This is a genomic window from Peribacillus frigoritolerans, from assembly GCF_040250305.1.
Classification (GTDB): Bacteria; Bacillota; Bacilli; order Bacillales; family DSM-1321; genus Peribacillus.
This window is the reverse complement of sequence record NZ_CP158190.1, coordinates 2,768,333-2,782,842: the sequence shown is the minus strand read 5'-3', so window position 1 is coordinate 2,782,842 and position 14,510 is coordinate 2,768,333. Positions and strand designations below refer to the sequence as shown.

At 38.7% G+C, this 14,510-nt stretch carries 11 protein-coding genes and 1 other RNA gene; 10 read left to right on the top strand and 2 right to left on the bottom strand.

What is annotated here, in order from left to right; translation table 11 throughout:
• Positions 1-269 precede the first annotated feature (269 nt).
• From ABOA58_RS13690 to ABOA58_RS13680, 3 genes are all read left to right on the top strand, one after another.
• A complete protein-coding gene (locus ABOA58_RS13690) occupies positions 270-1,415 on the top strand; it encodes a glycerate kinase (RefSeq protein WP_350302743.1) in 1,146 nt (381 codons plus the stop codon).
• Between the two features lie 371 nt (positions 1,416-1,786).
• Positions 1,787-2,134 (top strand): PadR family transcriptional regulator, encoded by a 348-nt coding sequence (locus ABOA58_RS13685; RefSeq protein ID WP_125160783.1) that lies wholly within the window; start codon positions 1,787-1,789, stop codon positions 2,132-2,134.
• Positions 2,121-3,110, top strand: a complete 990-nt coding sequence (locus ABOA58_RS13680) for an HAAS signaling domain-containing protein (protein WP_350302742.1) — start codon at positions 2,121-2,123, stop codon at positions 3,108-3,110. Before ABOA58_RS13685 ends, ABOA58_RS13680 begins: the two co-directional genes overlap by 14 nt.
• Positions 3,111-3,263: 153 nt before the next feature.
• Here ABOA58_RS13680 and ABOA58_RS13675 read toward each other — a convergent pair whose 3' ends face one another.
• A complete protein-coding gene (locus tag ABOA58_RS13675) occupies positions 3,264-3,797 on the bottom strand; it encodes an IseA DL-endopeptidase inhibitor family protein (protein ID WP_350302741.1) in 534 nt (177 codons plus the stop codon).
• Between the two features lie 664 nt (positions 3,798-4,461).
• Here ABOA58_RS13675 and ABOA58_RS13670 point away from each other — a divergent pair.
• From ABOA58_RS13670 to ssrS, 5 genes are all read left to right on the top strand, one after another.
• Entirely contained in the window at positions 4,462-4,854 is a 393-nt protein-coding gene (locus ABOA58_RS13670) for a sporulation protein (RefSeq protein ID WP_063594970.1), read from the top strand.
• Between the two features lie 22 nt (positions 4,855-4,876).
• On the top strand, positions 4,877-5,758 hold the full coding sequence (locus ABOA58_RS13665; RefSeq protein WP_350302740.1) for a mechanosensitive ion channel family protein: 882 nt from the start codon (positions 4,877-4,879) through the stop codon (positions 5,756-5,758).
• 522 nt (positions 5,759-6,280) lie between these two features.
• Complete coding sequence (locus ABOA58_RS13660; RefSeq protein WP_350302739.1) at positions 6,281-7,534, top strand: MFS transporter; 1,254 nt, start codon at positions 6,281-6,283, stop codon at positions 7,532-7,534.
• Positions 7,535-7,745: 211 nt separating this feature from the next.
• Positions 7,746-9,227 (top strand): UDP-N-acetylmuramoyl-L-alanyl-D-glutamate--2,6-diaminopimelate ligase, encoded by a 1,482-nt coding sequence (locus tag ABOA58_RS13655; RefSeq protein ID WP_350302738.1) that lies wholly within the window; start codon positions 7,746-7,748, stop codon positions 9,225-9,227.
• Between the two features lie 123 nt (positions 9,228-9,350).
• Positions 9,351-9,537, top strand: a non-coding RNA gene (gene ssrS, locus ABOA58_RS13650) — 6S RNA.
• Positions 9,538-9,690: 153 nt separating this feature from the next.
• On the opposite strand, the gene ABOA58_RS13645 is transcribed toward ssrS, so the two are convergent.
• The gene (locus ABOA58_RS13645; RefSeq protein ID WP_230175939.1) at positions 9,691-10,233 is read right to left on the bottom strand and encodes a ribonuclease H-like YkuK family protein; all 543 of its coding nucleotides are present in this window, start codon (positions 10,231-10,233) and stop codon (positions 9,691-9,693) included.
• Between the two features lie 690 nt (positions 10,234-10,923).
• Here ABOA58_RS13645 and ABOA58_RS13640 point away from each other — a divergent pair.
• Positions 10,924-12,129: a nitrate/nitrite transporter gene (locus ABOA58_RS13640; RefSeq protein WP_350302737.1), complete on the top strand. Its 1,206-nt coding sequence runs from the start codon at positions 10,924-10,926 to the stop codon at positions 12,127-12,129.
• A 54-nt stretch (positions 12,130-12,183) separates the two neighbouring features.
• On the top strand, positions 12,184-14,505 hold the full coding sequence (nirB, locus tag ABOA58_RS13635; RefSeq protein ID WP_350302736.1) for a nitrite reductase large subunit NirB: 2,322 nt from the start codon (positions 12,184-12,186) through the stop codon (positions 14,503-14,505).
• The last annotated feature ends 5 nt before the right edge of the window (positions 14,506-14,510 follow it).

The window sequence follows — 14,510 nt, the reverse complement described above, 5'->3', positions numbered from 1 at the left end:
ATCATTATCACCGATTCCCCCGGTGATGCCGATAACGCCAATAATTACATTTTAAAAAATGGGCAAATTTTTTCCGTGAATGATCCCCCAATTGATGACGATCATTTTCGTGAATGATTAGTGGCTTTCCCGTTTTAAAGGGGGGCGTTAGTTTACGCCTTTAGCATTCTTATACTTTTGAAGGTAAAATCATTTTTTGTATATGATTAAAATATTTCCGAAGATTATAATTAAATTAATATAAAAATATATTCATAGGGGGATTAAGCATGAAAATTGTTATTGCACCAGATTCCTATAAAGGAAGTTTGTCAGCATTAGAAGCTTCCAAAGCAATCGAGCGAGGGGTCAGGAAGGCACTGCCGGATGCGAAGACAGAATTAATTCCTGCAGCGGATGGCGGGGAAGGTACGATGGATAGTCTTGTTGCAGCTACGAATGGTCGAAAAGTCGAAGTGACAGTTAAGGGACCTTTACTTGAAGAAGTTCAAGCAGCATATGGAATATTGGGCGATCAGGAAACATGCGTGATTGAAATGGCCAGTGCATCCGGTCTGTGCCTAGTCGATCCAGATGAGTTGAACCCATTGATCACTACAACATACGGAACAGGGGAGCTTATTCAAATGGCATTGAATGATGGCTGTCGAAAGTTCATTTTAGCGGTTGGCGGAAGCGCTACCAATGATGGCGGTGTCGGTATGCTCCAGGCTTTGGGAATGAAGGTGTTTGATGAAGATGGTAAATCGTTGGGGTTCGGGGGTGCCGAATTATCGCGGATATCAGAAATTAATATGGAGGATTTTGATTCCAGAATAGCAGATTCCGAGTTTTTGATTGCCTCGGATGTCCAAAATCCATTAGTCGGTCCCGATGGGGCATCAAGTGTATTCGGACCTCAAAAAGGGGCGACTCCTGACATGGTTGATATGCTTGATAAAGCTTTATCATCATGGGCTGATTTGGTGGAAATCAAGACAGGCATACACTTGCATGATAAAGCAGGCGCCGGTGCTGCAGGTGGAATTGGTGGTGCATTTCAAGCCTTTTTCCGTGCAGAAACAAAAAGGGGCATCGATATTGTTATGGAGTACACAAAACTGGGTGAAAAATTGTCCGATGCCGATTGTGTCTTTACGGGTGAGGGCCAAATCGATTACCAGACTGTTTCGGGCAAAACACCAATGGGAGTTGCACAAGAAGCTAAAAAGCATGGTATTCCCGTATTTGTTTTAGCTGGGTCGATCGGAACAGGTATTGAAGTTTTATATGACCATGGAATAACTAGTGTTCATAGTTTGGTGAACGCTCCTATGCCTTTAAAGGAAGCCATGGGAAGAGGAGCAGAATTGTTGGAAGTTTCAGCCGAACAGGTAATGCGGACTTTTTTAGCAGCGATTAAATATAGAGGGTAATCAAATGTTATTGGCACCAGTTAACCAAAATAATCATTTTTGGAGCGGGTGTGCGAGACTCCTGCGGGAAAAGCGTGTCCAAGGGAGACCCCGCAGGCGTAAAGGCGCCGAGGAGGCTCCCGGACCGCCTGCGAAAAGCGAGTGCCTTACGTTCCAATCAACGGCCAATTATTAAAAAAACTAAAAAAGACAGACAAACTCAATTATCATCAAGTTTGTCTGCAGTCTGGGTGAGGCGTGAAACGCTTCTCTTTTTTATGCTTTAAATAGAATATATTTTCATTTTTATGGTGTTATAAGAACTAAAATAGTGTATGATGCATAGTATAAGGTATGGTGTACGTCACATAGTATAGGGAAGAGGTGATTGGATGAGCACTTTACTGAATTCATTAACCACTGAGCTGCGCAGAGGCACTTTGACCTTAGCTGTTCTGAGTCAGCTCAAAACCCCTCAGTATGGGTACTCGCTTGTCCAGCGTTTAGAGAAGTCGGGAATTACCATTGATCAAAGTACTTTATATCCTTTACTTCGCCGCCTGGAAAAACAAGAATTGGTGACCAGCAGCTGGGATACTTCTGAAAGTAGGCCGCGCAAGTACTATTCTTTAAGTGATTATGGGGGAGAAATCTACACTCAGTTAAAGGAAGAATGGGAAAAAACTTCTCAAGAGCTTTATATATTATTAAAAGGAGAGGGAGAAGATGGAGCTGATTGAACTTTATATTCAGGAAGTTACCCGCAGGCTGCCAGAAAAAAACCGCGCGGATATTGCGCTTGAGCTTCAATCTACAATCGAAGATATGCTTCCGGAGGATCATACGGAGCAAGACGTGAAAGCGGTACTTTTAAAATTAGGAGATCCGGTTACACTGGCAAGTGGTTATCGCGATCGGCCAATGCATCTGATTGGACCGCGTTATTATGATGTTTATATCAGTCTGCTTAAAATGATTTTACCAATCGCTGCAGTCATTTCTCTGATCGCATTATTAGGGGATAATCCGCTTCAGGATACGGGGAATACGGTTATGGAAGCAATTTTAAAAATAATCGGGAAAGGAATTTCCGGTATCATCAGTACAGGTATCCAAGTGTTTTTCTGGCTGACGCTCTCATTTGCCATTTTAGAACGCATGGATACTTCAAAAGATCAGTCGCCTTTAACCAAAGACTTGAAACCATGGACACCGGAAAACCTAAAAGATATTCAGAACATTTCAAAGCAAAAAGCGATATCCATGATCGAGATATTTGCAAGTTTGTTAGGTCTTTCTGTATTCACGGCCCTTTATTTCAATGCAGCAAACCTCTTGGGCGTCTATGAAAAAAGAAATGACAGTCTCATTTTCGTGACACCCTCTTTTAATCAAGAGGTATTGAATACCTATTGGCTGCCGGTATCTTGCGTCGTTATCATTGGGGTTCTCTTGGCGATTTATAAATTATTTTTAAGACAATGGACCCTGAAATTAGCTATATTCCATGCTATATACCAGCTGTTGTCCACTTTGACTTTCATCATCATCATCAGTAATCCTAATTTATTGAACCCCGAATTCATTGCATACCAAAAAACACTATTTTCAATCGATGATTGGAAAACCTCGATTTACTGGGGTCTCATACTCATCACAATCTTTTTTGCCGCCTATGATTCCTATCAAGGCTTTCGAAAGGCAAAAATCCGTTAAGGCACAGCAACCTAGCTGTGTTTTTTTGTTTTTAAAGTTCCATGATGTGAAAAGATTTCTCAAGATAAAAGGGAAAACAGAAAAACACCTCATATGGAATATAGTTTTTAACGAACTATACGGCATATGAGGTGTTACATTTAAACCAACTTTTTATTGAACTGCATCGAACTGATTGACTTTCCAAGTGGATCCGGATTTATAAAAGGTAACCGTTCTTTTTACTGACTCACCGTCGACGGTAGGTACAGTTAAGTTGTAGGACCTAACGTTTAGTTTTTGATAAACCAATTTAATTTTTGCTTTTCTCCACTCTAACATGCTGAAGCCGTCTCCGACTGGACGGGCTAATTTCCCTTTATGAGTAATGTAATTATATTTGGTCAGCCCTTTTTCAACTGCATTATTAGTAAATGTCTCTGCTAAGTAGGTAGTCAATTTATCTTTTGTATTAAACTCTTTGCAAAGGTACGAATACTCTGTCCCTTTATAATTGAAAGTTTTTTGTGAACATGAACGGGTTTTATATCCATGTAAAGCATTCCAAAAATGTTTGCTGGCATTATCGGCTATCTTTAATGCATTTGCATCAGACAAATTCTGTGATGTCGTTTTTGCGGTAACCTGACCACTTAGAGTGAAAAATAAAATGATAATGGATAATAGCATACCTAAAGATTTTTTCATAATTAATCTCCCCAATCCCTAATAGGATACTTATGTAACGAAAGTTTAATAAATATTACAATTGTTACATTTATATTACAACATGATTGGCGTAAGTAAAAGAGAAATCTTGTTAATTTTTAAATATAATTTTAGTTTTCCATTAAATATACATAATTTGTTCATATTATTCTTTTTGAAAGCGGCGTTGTAAATAGAAGGTCACTACTGTTACATACTTCATATTCCACGAACTGGCCTAGTTAAAACCCAGCAGTTAATTCTTTTTCAATAACGGGACATGTTAATTCATTATATTTTCATTAATATCAAGATATGTACAAAGACCTCGAATTAACCGGGCAGCTCCTAAAAAAAATAAAATATAAAGGTTTGACAAACTTTCTAATCCTACCGTATTATAAATTATATACTTGAATACATTCTCCAAAGGGGAGTAGCTTATACAACAATGTCGTCATTACGGAGCTCTTGCTCTCGGTGTTGTTGGCAGCATATTGTTGTTAGCCAGACCTTACCTATTGGTAAAGGTCTATTTTCTTTTAGTAAACCTTTACCAAAATGGTAAAGGTTTTTTTGTAGTCCAGATCATGCAGCCCTTACGGAAATGTATAAACATGTGGGTTTAGTAGAAAAACAAATAAATATAAATGGAGTGTATTAGTTGATACTTAGAAAATCTTTGTTACTTTTAGGGATAGGTTCTGCACAAATAGATTTAATCCTTCCGAAAAATACGTATAAATCTGGTGAATGCATAAATGGATATTTTTTGATTAAGGGTGGTACTCTTGCGCAAAGAATAAGGAGGATTGAATGTGATTTGATCATGGATACTCATTCTACGGGAATGGAAGAGATCCTTAAAACGAGCACCATTTTATCTACAAGGGAGATAAATTCAGGAGAAAGCAACGAAATTCCTTTCAACTTTTGTCTGCCTATATTGAAGGAGCCTTATAAGCGAGGGGTATCCTATCGCCTTAAAACGAGACTTATCCTTGATAAAGGGATAATAGGAAAGGATGATGACTGGATTTTAATCGATTCTGAATAAACGTGAAAATGGAGGTGAAAACATGAATATCTTGAAATTTTCTGAGCTTGCTATGGATTACTGGGAAGAATTTTTATTATTGAGGCTTTTCATATTGGCTTTACTGTTATTGGCGGTTTATTATATTTTGAATAAACTGGTTGAATGGTTCTTTAGAAGATCCAATTTTTTCGACGAAGAAGTCGAAAAAACAATACAGGGGGTTACTCGTTCTTCTCTTAGGTACGGTATTTCCGGGCTTTTCCTTATATATTTGATTGGACAGTTTATAGACCTAAAAGGAATCTTAGCTGGAGCTGGTATTTTAGGGGTCGTGATCGGTTTTGCCGCTCAGCAAATGCTTAAGGATATCTTATTGGGATTTGTAAGGCTTTCAGATAATGAATTCCGGGTGGGGAATTTCGTTACATTCAATGGGACAAGCTCTGGGACAATAGAAGAAATAGGTATCCGGTTCATGCAGATCAGGGAATGGTCAGGGAAATTGCTGACCATCCCACACAGTGAAATCAGGACGATTCAAAATTTTAATAAAGGGAGAATGCGGATCATTGAACGCATTACAGTAAGTTACCAAGAAAATCCTGAAAAGGTAAAACGGCTGTTGGAGGATATATGTATTATCTGTAATGATAAGTATGGTGAAAGCCTTCTAAGGCTAGAAGATGGTACACCTGAAGAGGATTTTAGATACATCGGCATTACGGATTTAAATCCGAATCTTAAATATGTTGGATATGAACTATGCATAGTCGGCCTTGTGAAACCTGATGATTACTTTGAAACATCGAGAAGCGTAAGGTTTGAAATGATGACTGCTCTACATGAGCATCAAATTCTAATGCCATCTTCCCATTTGCTTTTACAGGGCAATCCTAATCAAGAACGTATATTGGAGAACTGAAAAGAAGAAACGCAATGCCTGAGGTATTCCAGGAATTATCATGAACTAATGATGGTGAGTGTAAGAAAGGATCGAAATTAGTGACAGTGCTCGGGAACTTAAGGATATTAAACGGCTTCTTTTAAAGAAAGTATTCGAATGTTAAAAATCTGGAGTGAAACTCGCTTTTTTTGGGTTTGTCTCCAGTCTGTGGCTTTCTTTTAAAGGAAGCCTATTTTTTATGCGGGAAATTGAACAAACTTTTCTGGAAAATGGTTTTATTTTTAAATTTTACCTTGATTTATAAGATTGAATAGATTATTATCAAATTAGCATAAAATGGAAGGGTGACCTTTAAACAATGATCATTTAATCCTATTCTTAAGAAAAAATGCGTGCTAAATACGAACTTTTTTCTGGATAGGATTAGTCTGTACTAAAATACAAACAAAGATCATTGTGTTCCGTCCATTTGGGATCTTTTGTTTTGTTAATTTTGTATTGTACTGCCTCCTGTCCAGAAATCTCACAGGAGGTTTTTATATGGAAAAAAACACGTCCGTAACATTAAGTAATAAAGAACCTAACATTTTTAAAAATCGTGTATTCCGGGCCATTATCTTTTCAGGCTTGTTTTTACAAATAGGGATATGGGTACGGAATTTTGCAGTTTTGTTATTCGTCATGGAAAAGACAAACGGGGATGCTTTTGCCATTTCCATGATATCAGTAGCGGAATTCGCTCCCATCTTTATTTTTTCATTCATTGGAGGGACGTTTGCGGACCGTTGGAGTCCGAAAAAAACGATGGTTTGGTGTGATATATTAAGTGCAATATCCGTATTTGCTGTGCTAATCTCGCTTATCTTTGGCAGTTGGAAAATGGTATTCTTCGCTACTTTGATTTCGGCGATACTTTCTCAATTTTCTCAGCCATCAGGCATGAAGCTATTTAAGATGCATTTGCCTGAAAGTCAAATTCAGACAGGGATGTCTGTTTATCAGACCGTCTTCGCAGTATTTATGGTTTTAGGTCCGATTCTCGGTACATTTGCCTTCCAATCATTTGGGATAAACATCTCTATTGCGATTACTGGTCTGGCGTTTTTACTTTCAGCTGGAGCACTTGCCTTTCTTCCAAAAGATCGTAAACTGAATGAAGAGACAGCAAAAACAACGTTATGGCAGGAAATGAAAAGCGGAGTGAGCTATGTGTTGCGAAAAAAAGAACTAAGTTTGCTTGGTTTATGTTTTCTGGCAGCCGGGCTTGGACTGGGTTTCATTCAGCCGCTTTCTATATTCCTTGTTACCGAACAACTGGAACTTCCTAAGGAAAATCTGCAATGGTTATTTATGGTGAATGGGTTTGGTATGATTTTAGGCGGAGCTGGGGTGATGATTTTTGCTAAAAAAGTGGCACCTCAGAGATTATTAGCTTTCGGAATGCTTGTGAATGCCATAGGATTAGCGGTAATGGGGCTTTCAACAAATCTTTGGATTACACTTACTGCCGAGTTCTTTAATGGACTAATGCTGCCTTGTATCCAAATCGGGATCAATACATTGATATTACAGAGAACCGAAGGCGAGTTCATCGGAAGGGTCAATGGAATCTTGAGCCCATTATTCACTGGATCGATGGTTTTGACCATGAGTGCGGCAGGCGTGCTGAAAGAGCAATTTTCACTCGTCGCCATATTTGAAACCGCCGCTTTCTTTTTTATTCTAGGGATGTTTTTCATTTTGCCATTGTACAATCAAAAGGCCGAATCAAAACCACTGGAAATCCAATCGTAAGTATACTGCGGTGTGCCCACACCTCTATACAGCAATAGCCAAGAAAAGCAGCCTTATTGGCTGCTTTTCTTTTTACTGTTCAACTAACAAATTCTGGATTGACAATTATTTTTAGAGTACTGGTAAATACTAAAAATGGCTTGTTGGAACTTATGCATTTCATTTTCAAAAAAGTTAGGTGAATAGCTTAAATGAAAAAGGAGAAAAGTTAATGATCCTTAAAGACATATTGAAAGAAGCGATAAACTGGGATTTGCCGAAGAACGTTGAACATATATCCATCACAGGTGTAACCGATAACTCTAAAGAAATAAAAAAGGGATACCTTTTTGTTGCCGTAACCGGATATAAGTCAGATGGCCATAACTACATTAAAGATGCAATTCGTTTAGGGGCATCAGCTGTGATTGGCGATCGCGATATTAAGGGGTTGGAAGTTCCTTATTTACGAGTGGAGAACAGCCGTAAAGCATTAGGGCTAATCGCCAAAAGGTTTTATGGGGATCCAAGCAAGCAAAAAATAATGATCGGAATTACGGGTACAAATGGAAAAACCACAACGAGTTATATGCTTCAGCAAATATTGAAAGAAAATGGGGTAACCTGTTCCGTCATTGGTACGATACAGCATATTATCAATGGAAACAAAGTCGATTCCCATAATACGACTCCAGGTAGCATGGAGTTGAATTCCTTACTGGCTGCAAGTGGGGACATGGTTGTCATAATGGAAGTGTCTTCACATGGATTAGCTCAATATCGTTTAGAAGGAATTGAATTTGATTTCTGTGTCTTCACGAATTTGTATCATGACCATCTCGACTTCCACGGTACGATGGAGGATTATTTCCTGGCAAAATTACTTCTTTTTGAAAAATTGAAACCTAATGGTCTTGCTATCATCAATGGAGATGATTTCTGGGGAGAAAAACTACAAGAATACTTACGGGAAAAGAATGTCAGTGCCTTTGTATTTGGAAAATCCCATCGCTGCGATTTAACCATCACAAATTATAATACTGCAACAAACCCCTTTATTTTATTGAATGAGAATCATGACTTTGTGAAAATTGAGTTACCTATACCTGGACTTCATAATTTATATAACGCAACTGCTGCCTATTCCGTAGCGAAGATGTTTCCAATTTCAAGAGAGGACATTCTCACTTCATTGAAACAATTTTCCGGTGTGCCTGGAAGGTTTGAAATGTATAAGAAAGAATATGGGCCGACAATCGTCATCGATTATGCACATACTGCAGATGCCATACATCACATGCTTCAAACTGCCAAAGAATGCGGGGCCAAAAAGATTTATCATATCTTTGGTTTCCGGGGTGGACGAGATACAACCAAAAGGGCTGAAATGGTTAAAGTATCATCTGAACATAGTGATGTTTCGATTTTGACGATGGATGATCTGAATTCGGAGGGAATGGAGGGGATGGAATCGTCACTAAATAAACTGCAACGCGATTACTCTGCTGGAAATGGGAAGGTTATTCCAGATAGGACACTAGCTATCCAGGAGGCGATACAAGCTGGAAAGGAAGGGGATTGGATTATCATTACAGGAAAAGGAATTGAGAAGTATGAACAAAATTTCGGACTGCCTACTATTTCTGACAAAGAAACGGTATTATATCTGCAAAATAAAGACGAAGCGGATTTTATCGGTTATTTTGATCAATAGTTTGATTTTAACGAATGCTATTATAAAGGGCTAATACGACGTCCATTCCCTTAGTCAGCCATAGGTTATTAATATGGTGATTATTAACATTGTAACATATGAGGAATTCAGGTATTATAACAATACAAGCTGCACTGTTCGTAATGATAATAAAGTTTTAACCTTTAAGCTGTAATAGGGAGTTTTATATTGAAACAGGAATGTTATGCCTCGTCACTGACTTGGACAACAGGATTATTTCTGCAAACACCCACTTTGAGGAGTGGTGGTTTAAAACTTTCTTACTGAATACGGCAATGGCGGCTTATATCTTTAAATGTTGAAGCCGGTCTCGGTCTGAGGCCGGTTTTTTGCTATTTTCAAATACCGTACAATAATTCTATGTACCGTTTTGATTTATTTTCACAGCCCTATAACAAATCCAGTGTAGGTTGCTTTGGCTTATTACATTTTCTAAAGACATTTACTCTTGTTTTGTATACCGGTTGGCATAACTAGAAGCGACGAAAGCATTGGGTTTAATTTTCGGTTCCACGCCCATTGATTCCATCCTGGCTACCATTTCTTTTACAAATTCACTTGTTTTGTTCCGCTTTCCAATCCCGATATCAATATGCCCTTCCATTGTGAACGTTGCCCCTTGGTATACAGCAGGCAGGACAATATCAATTAATTGATTTTTTCTTTCTTCCGTAAACAGTGATACAATTTCCTCTGTTAACGACAATTCTTGGGAAATACGTTCATGTAAATGCAGCATCCTTCTAGGAATCATCACTTTTCTTATACAACCCCATACACCTTTTCCGACCTGCCGTATCACGATGCCTGTGATGAAAACAGTATGTTTTTTATGTACTTGCGAATCTGTACCGACCATTAATCGATAGTTACCGGAAGGGTTTAATTTCATGAACTCAACAATATGAACGAATACCTCTTCAAATGACATGTCTTTTTTCTGAAGATTTTGAAATGGGATGTTATGAAATGGATATTGCTTCATATTATTGCACCCAACCTTTCTCCGGATATAATCAGATTATTAAATCTCATGCCGCTCATAACACATCATATGAAAAAGGTCCTTGTTTCGTGCTGTGGGAAGAACCCGCCTTCTAATGAAGATGCAATCATCATTTAAAGTTAATCTCGCTGAATAGATATCACCTCAAGTTTTATTTCTTCTATTTTAAACAAAAAAGACTGGAGGCAAAAGGAGTTTTATCTTGATGTTAAAACATGATTGGAGCGGGTGTTCGAGACTCCTGCGGGAAAAGTGCGTGCCTGGAGTGGAAATTAACGGACAAATATTACAACTGTAAACAAACTCAGTTATTATAGTCGTGTTTATCTACAGTCTGGAAGAGAAGCTTAAGCATTAGGCTTCTCTTTTTTTGTATGGAGATATTTCGAAAAGTTATTGGAGGTATTCTTGGTATATCTCCTGCCATAACTGAAAAGTTAAACAAGCTTGGGACTATACCTCACCTAAGTAAACCACATTATCATTCAATTTATATAAGAAAAAAGAAATGAAATTATCAAATTTTGACCAATAACGACTTCAAAGTATTCACATTTTATAACTTACAAAAAAAGTGTGTAATGTTTTCTGACATAAACAAAGAAATCTTGCTTTTATAAGAGTAAAATAAACGAATATTCAATTAATAAAGTATTGGAGAGATGAAAAGTGAAAATATCTGAATTGAAAAAAAGCGGTCATGCTCCGTCATTATTAGCTTCATTCCTTTATTTTGATATCAGTTTTATGATTTGGGTATTATTGGGTGCACTTGGTGTCTATATTACCAAGGATTTCGGACTTTCCCCAGCTGAAAAAGGCATGATAGTAGCTATTCCGATTTTAGGAGGCTCGTTTTTTCGAATCGTCCTTGGTTTATTGACTGATCGCATCGGACCGCGGAAAACAGCGATCGGCGGGATGCTTGTTACGATGATACCGCTTTTTTGGGGTTGGTTATTCGGCGAAAGTTTAGCCGAGCTTTATTTAATTGGGATTTTGCTCGGAGTGGCAGGTGCAAGTTTTGCTGCAGCACTTCCTATGGCTAGCCGCTGGTACCCCCCGCATTTGCAGGGTCTAGCGATGGGCATTGCGGGAGCCGGTAACAGCGGAACTCTTTTTGCGACATTGTTTGGACCGCGTATTGCAGAGTCTCTTGGCTGGCATAATGTTATGGGATTAGCTTTGATTCCTTTAACCATTGTATTTGTCATTTATATTTTAATCGCAAAAGACGCACCATCTCAACCGCCTGCAAAACCACTCAATGAATATTTCAATGTATTTAAAATAACGGATACGTGGTATTTCTGTATTCTTTACAGTGTGACTTTTGGAGGGTTTGTCGGGTTTACTAGCTTTTTAAGTATCTTTTTTGTTGATGAGTATGGGTTAACACGAATAAGGGCTGGCGAATTTGTTACATTATGTGTCATCGCCGGAAGCTTCTTTCGTCCTGTCGGAGGATTTATTGCCGATAAAATAGGTGGAGTTAAGCTGCTTATGTTTTTGTTTATTGGACTCACATTATGCATGTTTGGGATTAGTTTTCTTTATTCCCTTACTGTCGTTACGATCCTGCTGTTCATCGGAATGCTATTTCTCGGTATGGGCAACGGGGCTGTCTTTCAGTTAGTTCCACAGCGATTTTCTAAAGAAATTGGTTTTATCACAGGAATTGTAGGAGCTGCCGGAGGTGTTGGCGGATTCTTGGTTCCAAACATACTAGGAACGTTAAAACAGATTACTGGCACATATTCTACAGGATTTTTAGTATTTTCCGCAGTTGGAATCGTGGCGTTGCTTATCCTGGGTCTAGCTCAGCTTTCATGGAGAAAAACGTGGGTACTCGGAAAGAATTCAGTTAAGATTTAGAACTTTGTTAACTAATTACATCGGCTTGTTACAGTACTTGTTTGGGGGGATAAAATGTTTAAACAAAAACTGGTCCTTATCGGGAACGGAATGGCGGGATTACGCTGTGTTGAGTCAATTATCAGGAATGATCCGGCTGCTTTCGAGATTACTATTTTCGGCAGTGAACCACACGTCAACTATAACCGAATCTTATTGTCGACTGTGCTCCAAGGCAACACTTCTTTTGAAGATATTACGATAAATGATCGAAACTGGTATACGAAGAATAATATCCAATTGTTCACAGGGGAAACGGTTGTAAAAATTGATAATGAGACCCGGAAGATAAAAACGGACAAAGAACGGGAAGTTTACTACGATAAGCTGATAATTGCCACAGGTTCTGTCCCATTTATTCTTCCTGTTACCGGTGTTGATAAAGAGGGCGTCATTGCATTTCGGACGATTGAAGATTGCCAAAAGATGATTGAAACTTCACACAAACATAAAAAGGCAGTCGTCATCGGAGGCGGTTTATTAGGTTTAGAAGCAGCGAGAGGGCTGTTAAACCTTGGGATGGAAGTGCATGTCGTTCATATTGCTGACCATTTAATGGAAAGGCAGCTGGATTCAAAGGCATCACTTTTGCTGCAAAAAGAGTTGGAAAACCAAGGAATGAACTTTCTTTTAAAAAAGAAAACTCAGGAGATAATCGGCAACGAACGTGTAGAGTGCGTCCGTTTTAAAGATGGAACGGAGCTGGAAGCAGATTTGGTCGTTATGGCTGTGGGAGTCAGACCGAATATTCAGTTGGCCAAAGAAAGCGGAATTGATACAAATCGTGCCATTATTGTAAACGACTATTTAGAAACCAGCATCCCAAATATTTATGCGGTTGGTGAATGCGCTGAACATCAAGGTATTGTTTATGGACTGGTGAAACCTCTATATGAACAAGGTGAAGTGCTGGCAAAGCATATTTGTGAGATGAAATGCAACGGATACCAAGGTTCGGTCCTGGCGACCCAGTTGAAAATATCAGGAGTTGAGTTATTCTCTGTTGGAGATTTCCTTGGTGATGAAACATCGAAATCAATCACAACTATTGATGAATTAGATGGTGTTTATAAAAAGGTGGTTTTTCAAGGAAGAAAAATCATAGGTGCTGTTCTTTATGGAGATACAAACATCAGTTCACGATTACTCGAAATGATTTTAAAGCGGAAAGAAGTATCGTCAGAGGAAAAGCGTGCACTGTTCCAATCACCAAGTACGGGTGAGGGAATAATCGCTTCGATGGCAAACCATGAAATCATTTGCAATTGTAATGCTGTTTCAAAAGGGGCAATCATTGAAGCGGTTCAAAAAAAGGGATTAACAACTGTGGAACAAGTTAAACAATGCACAAAGGCTTCCGGTTCTTGCGGTGGATGTAAGCCGGCAGTTACCGAGCTTTTGACCTATATTCAAAGTAATCTTTCTACTCATGATGAGAAACAAACTGCGTTTTGCTCGTGTACGACATTAACGGAAGATGAAGTCGTGTATAAAATGCAGCTCCAGGATTTAACATCCGTCCAAGAAGCGATGGATATTCTTGGATGGGAAAATACAGGAGGTTGTTCAACATGCCGGCCGGCCCTTAGCTATTATTTAGGGATGATTCATCCAGAATACGAGATCAGACAGCAAACCCTCTTCATTAATGAAAAAAAGAATGCAACAGTTCAAAGTGATAATCGATACTCTGTTATCCCGCAAATGTACGGCGGGATGACGAATGCGAAGGACTTGCGAAAAATTGCAAATGTTGCAGATAAATATGATATATCTCAGGTAGCGGTAACAAGTGAACAAAGGATTCATTTAATGGGTGTGAAAAAAGAAGACCTTCCAGGTGTGTGGGCTGATTTAGACATGCCGTTAAGTTCGAAATATGGTAACGCCGTTCAAAACGTCAAAACATGTATCGGTGAGCATGTTTGTTCTTGTGATAAACAGCAATCCTTTTTACTTGCTGTAGATTTGGAAAAAAGATTGGAGCATGTATCAACACCTTATCGTATTAAGATGGGCATATCTGCTTGTATGCATAACGGTGCAGGATCAACAACGAAAGATATAGGTGTTATGGGCGTTGACAGGGGCTGGGAAATATATGTGGGCGGAAGCAGCGGGCGTAATGTTCGTGCCGGTGAACTGTTATGTGTAGCCGGGACAAATGATGAAGCGATTGAAATCATCATCGGTTTTATTCAATATTATCGTGAAACAGCCAATTACTTAGAACGGACTTGGCAATGGATGGAACGAGTGGGTTTAATTCATGTTAGAGAAGTTTTGTTTGATAATGAACTTAGTCAGCAACTGTCTCAACGATTGGAAATGGCGTAGATCAG

Excerpts from the sequence above, each read along its gene's own strand:
- ABOA58_RS13690 (WP_350302743.1), top strand. The coding sequence starts at position 270 with ATGAAAATTGTTATTGCACCAGATTCCTATAAAGGAAGTTTGTCAGCA.
- ABOA58_RS13685 (WP_125160783.1), top strand. The coding sequence starts at position 1,787 with ATGAGCACTTTACTGAATTCATTAACCACTGAGCTGCGCAGAGGCACT.
- ABOA58_RS13680 (WP_350302742.1), top strand. The coding sequence starts at position 2,121 with ATGGAGCTGATTGAACTTTATATTCAGGAAGTTACCCGCAGGCTGCCA.
- ABOA58_RS13675 (WP_350302741.1), bottom strand. The coding sequence starts at position 3,797 with ATGAAAAAATCTTTAGGTATGCTATTATCCATTATCATTTTATTTTTC.
- ABOA58_RS13665 (WP_350302740.1), top strand. The coding sequence starts at position 4,877 with ATGAATATCTTGAAATTTTCTGAGCTTGCTATGGATTACTGGGAAGAA.
- ABOA58_RS13660 (WP_350302739.1), top strand. The coding sequence starts at position 6,281 with ATGGAAAAAAACACGTCCGTAACATTAAGTAATAAAGAACCTAACATT.
- ABOA58_RS13655 (WP_350302738.1), top strand. The coding sequence starts at position 7,746 with ATGATCCTTAAAGACATATTGAAAGAAGCGATAAACTGGGATTTGCCG.
- ABOA58_RS13645 (WP_230175939.1), bottom strand. The coding sequence starts at position 10,233 with ATGAAGCAATATCCATTTCATAACATCCCATTTCAAAATCTTCAGAAA.
- nirB (WP_350302736.1), top strand. The coding sequence starts at position 12,184 with ATGTTTAAACAAAAACTGGTCCTTATCGGGAACGGAATGGCGGGATTA.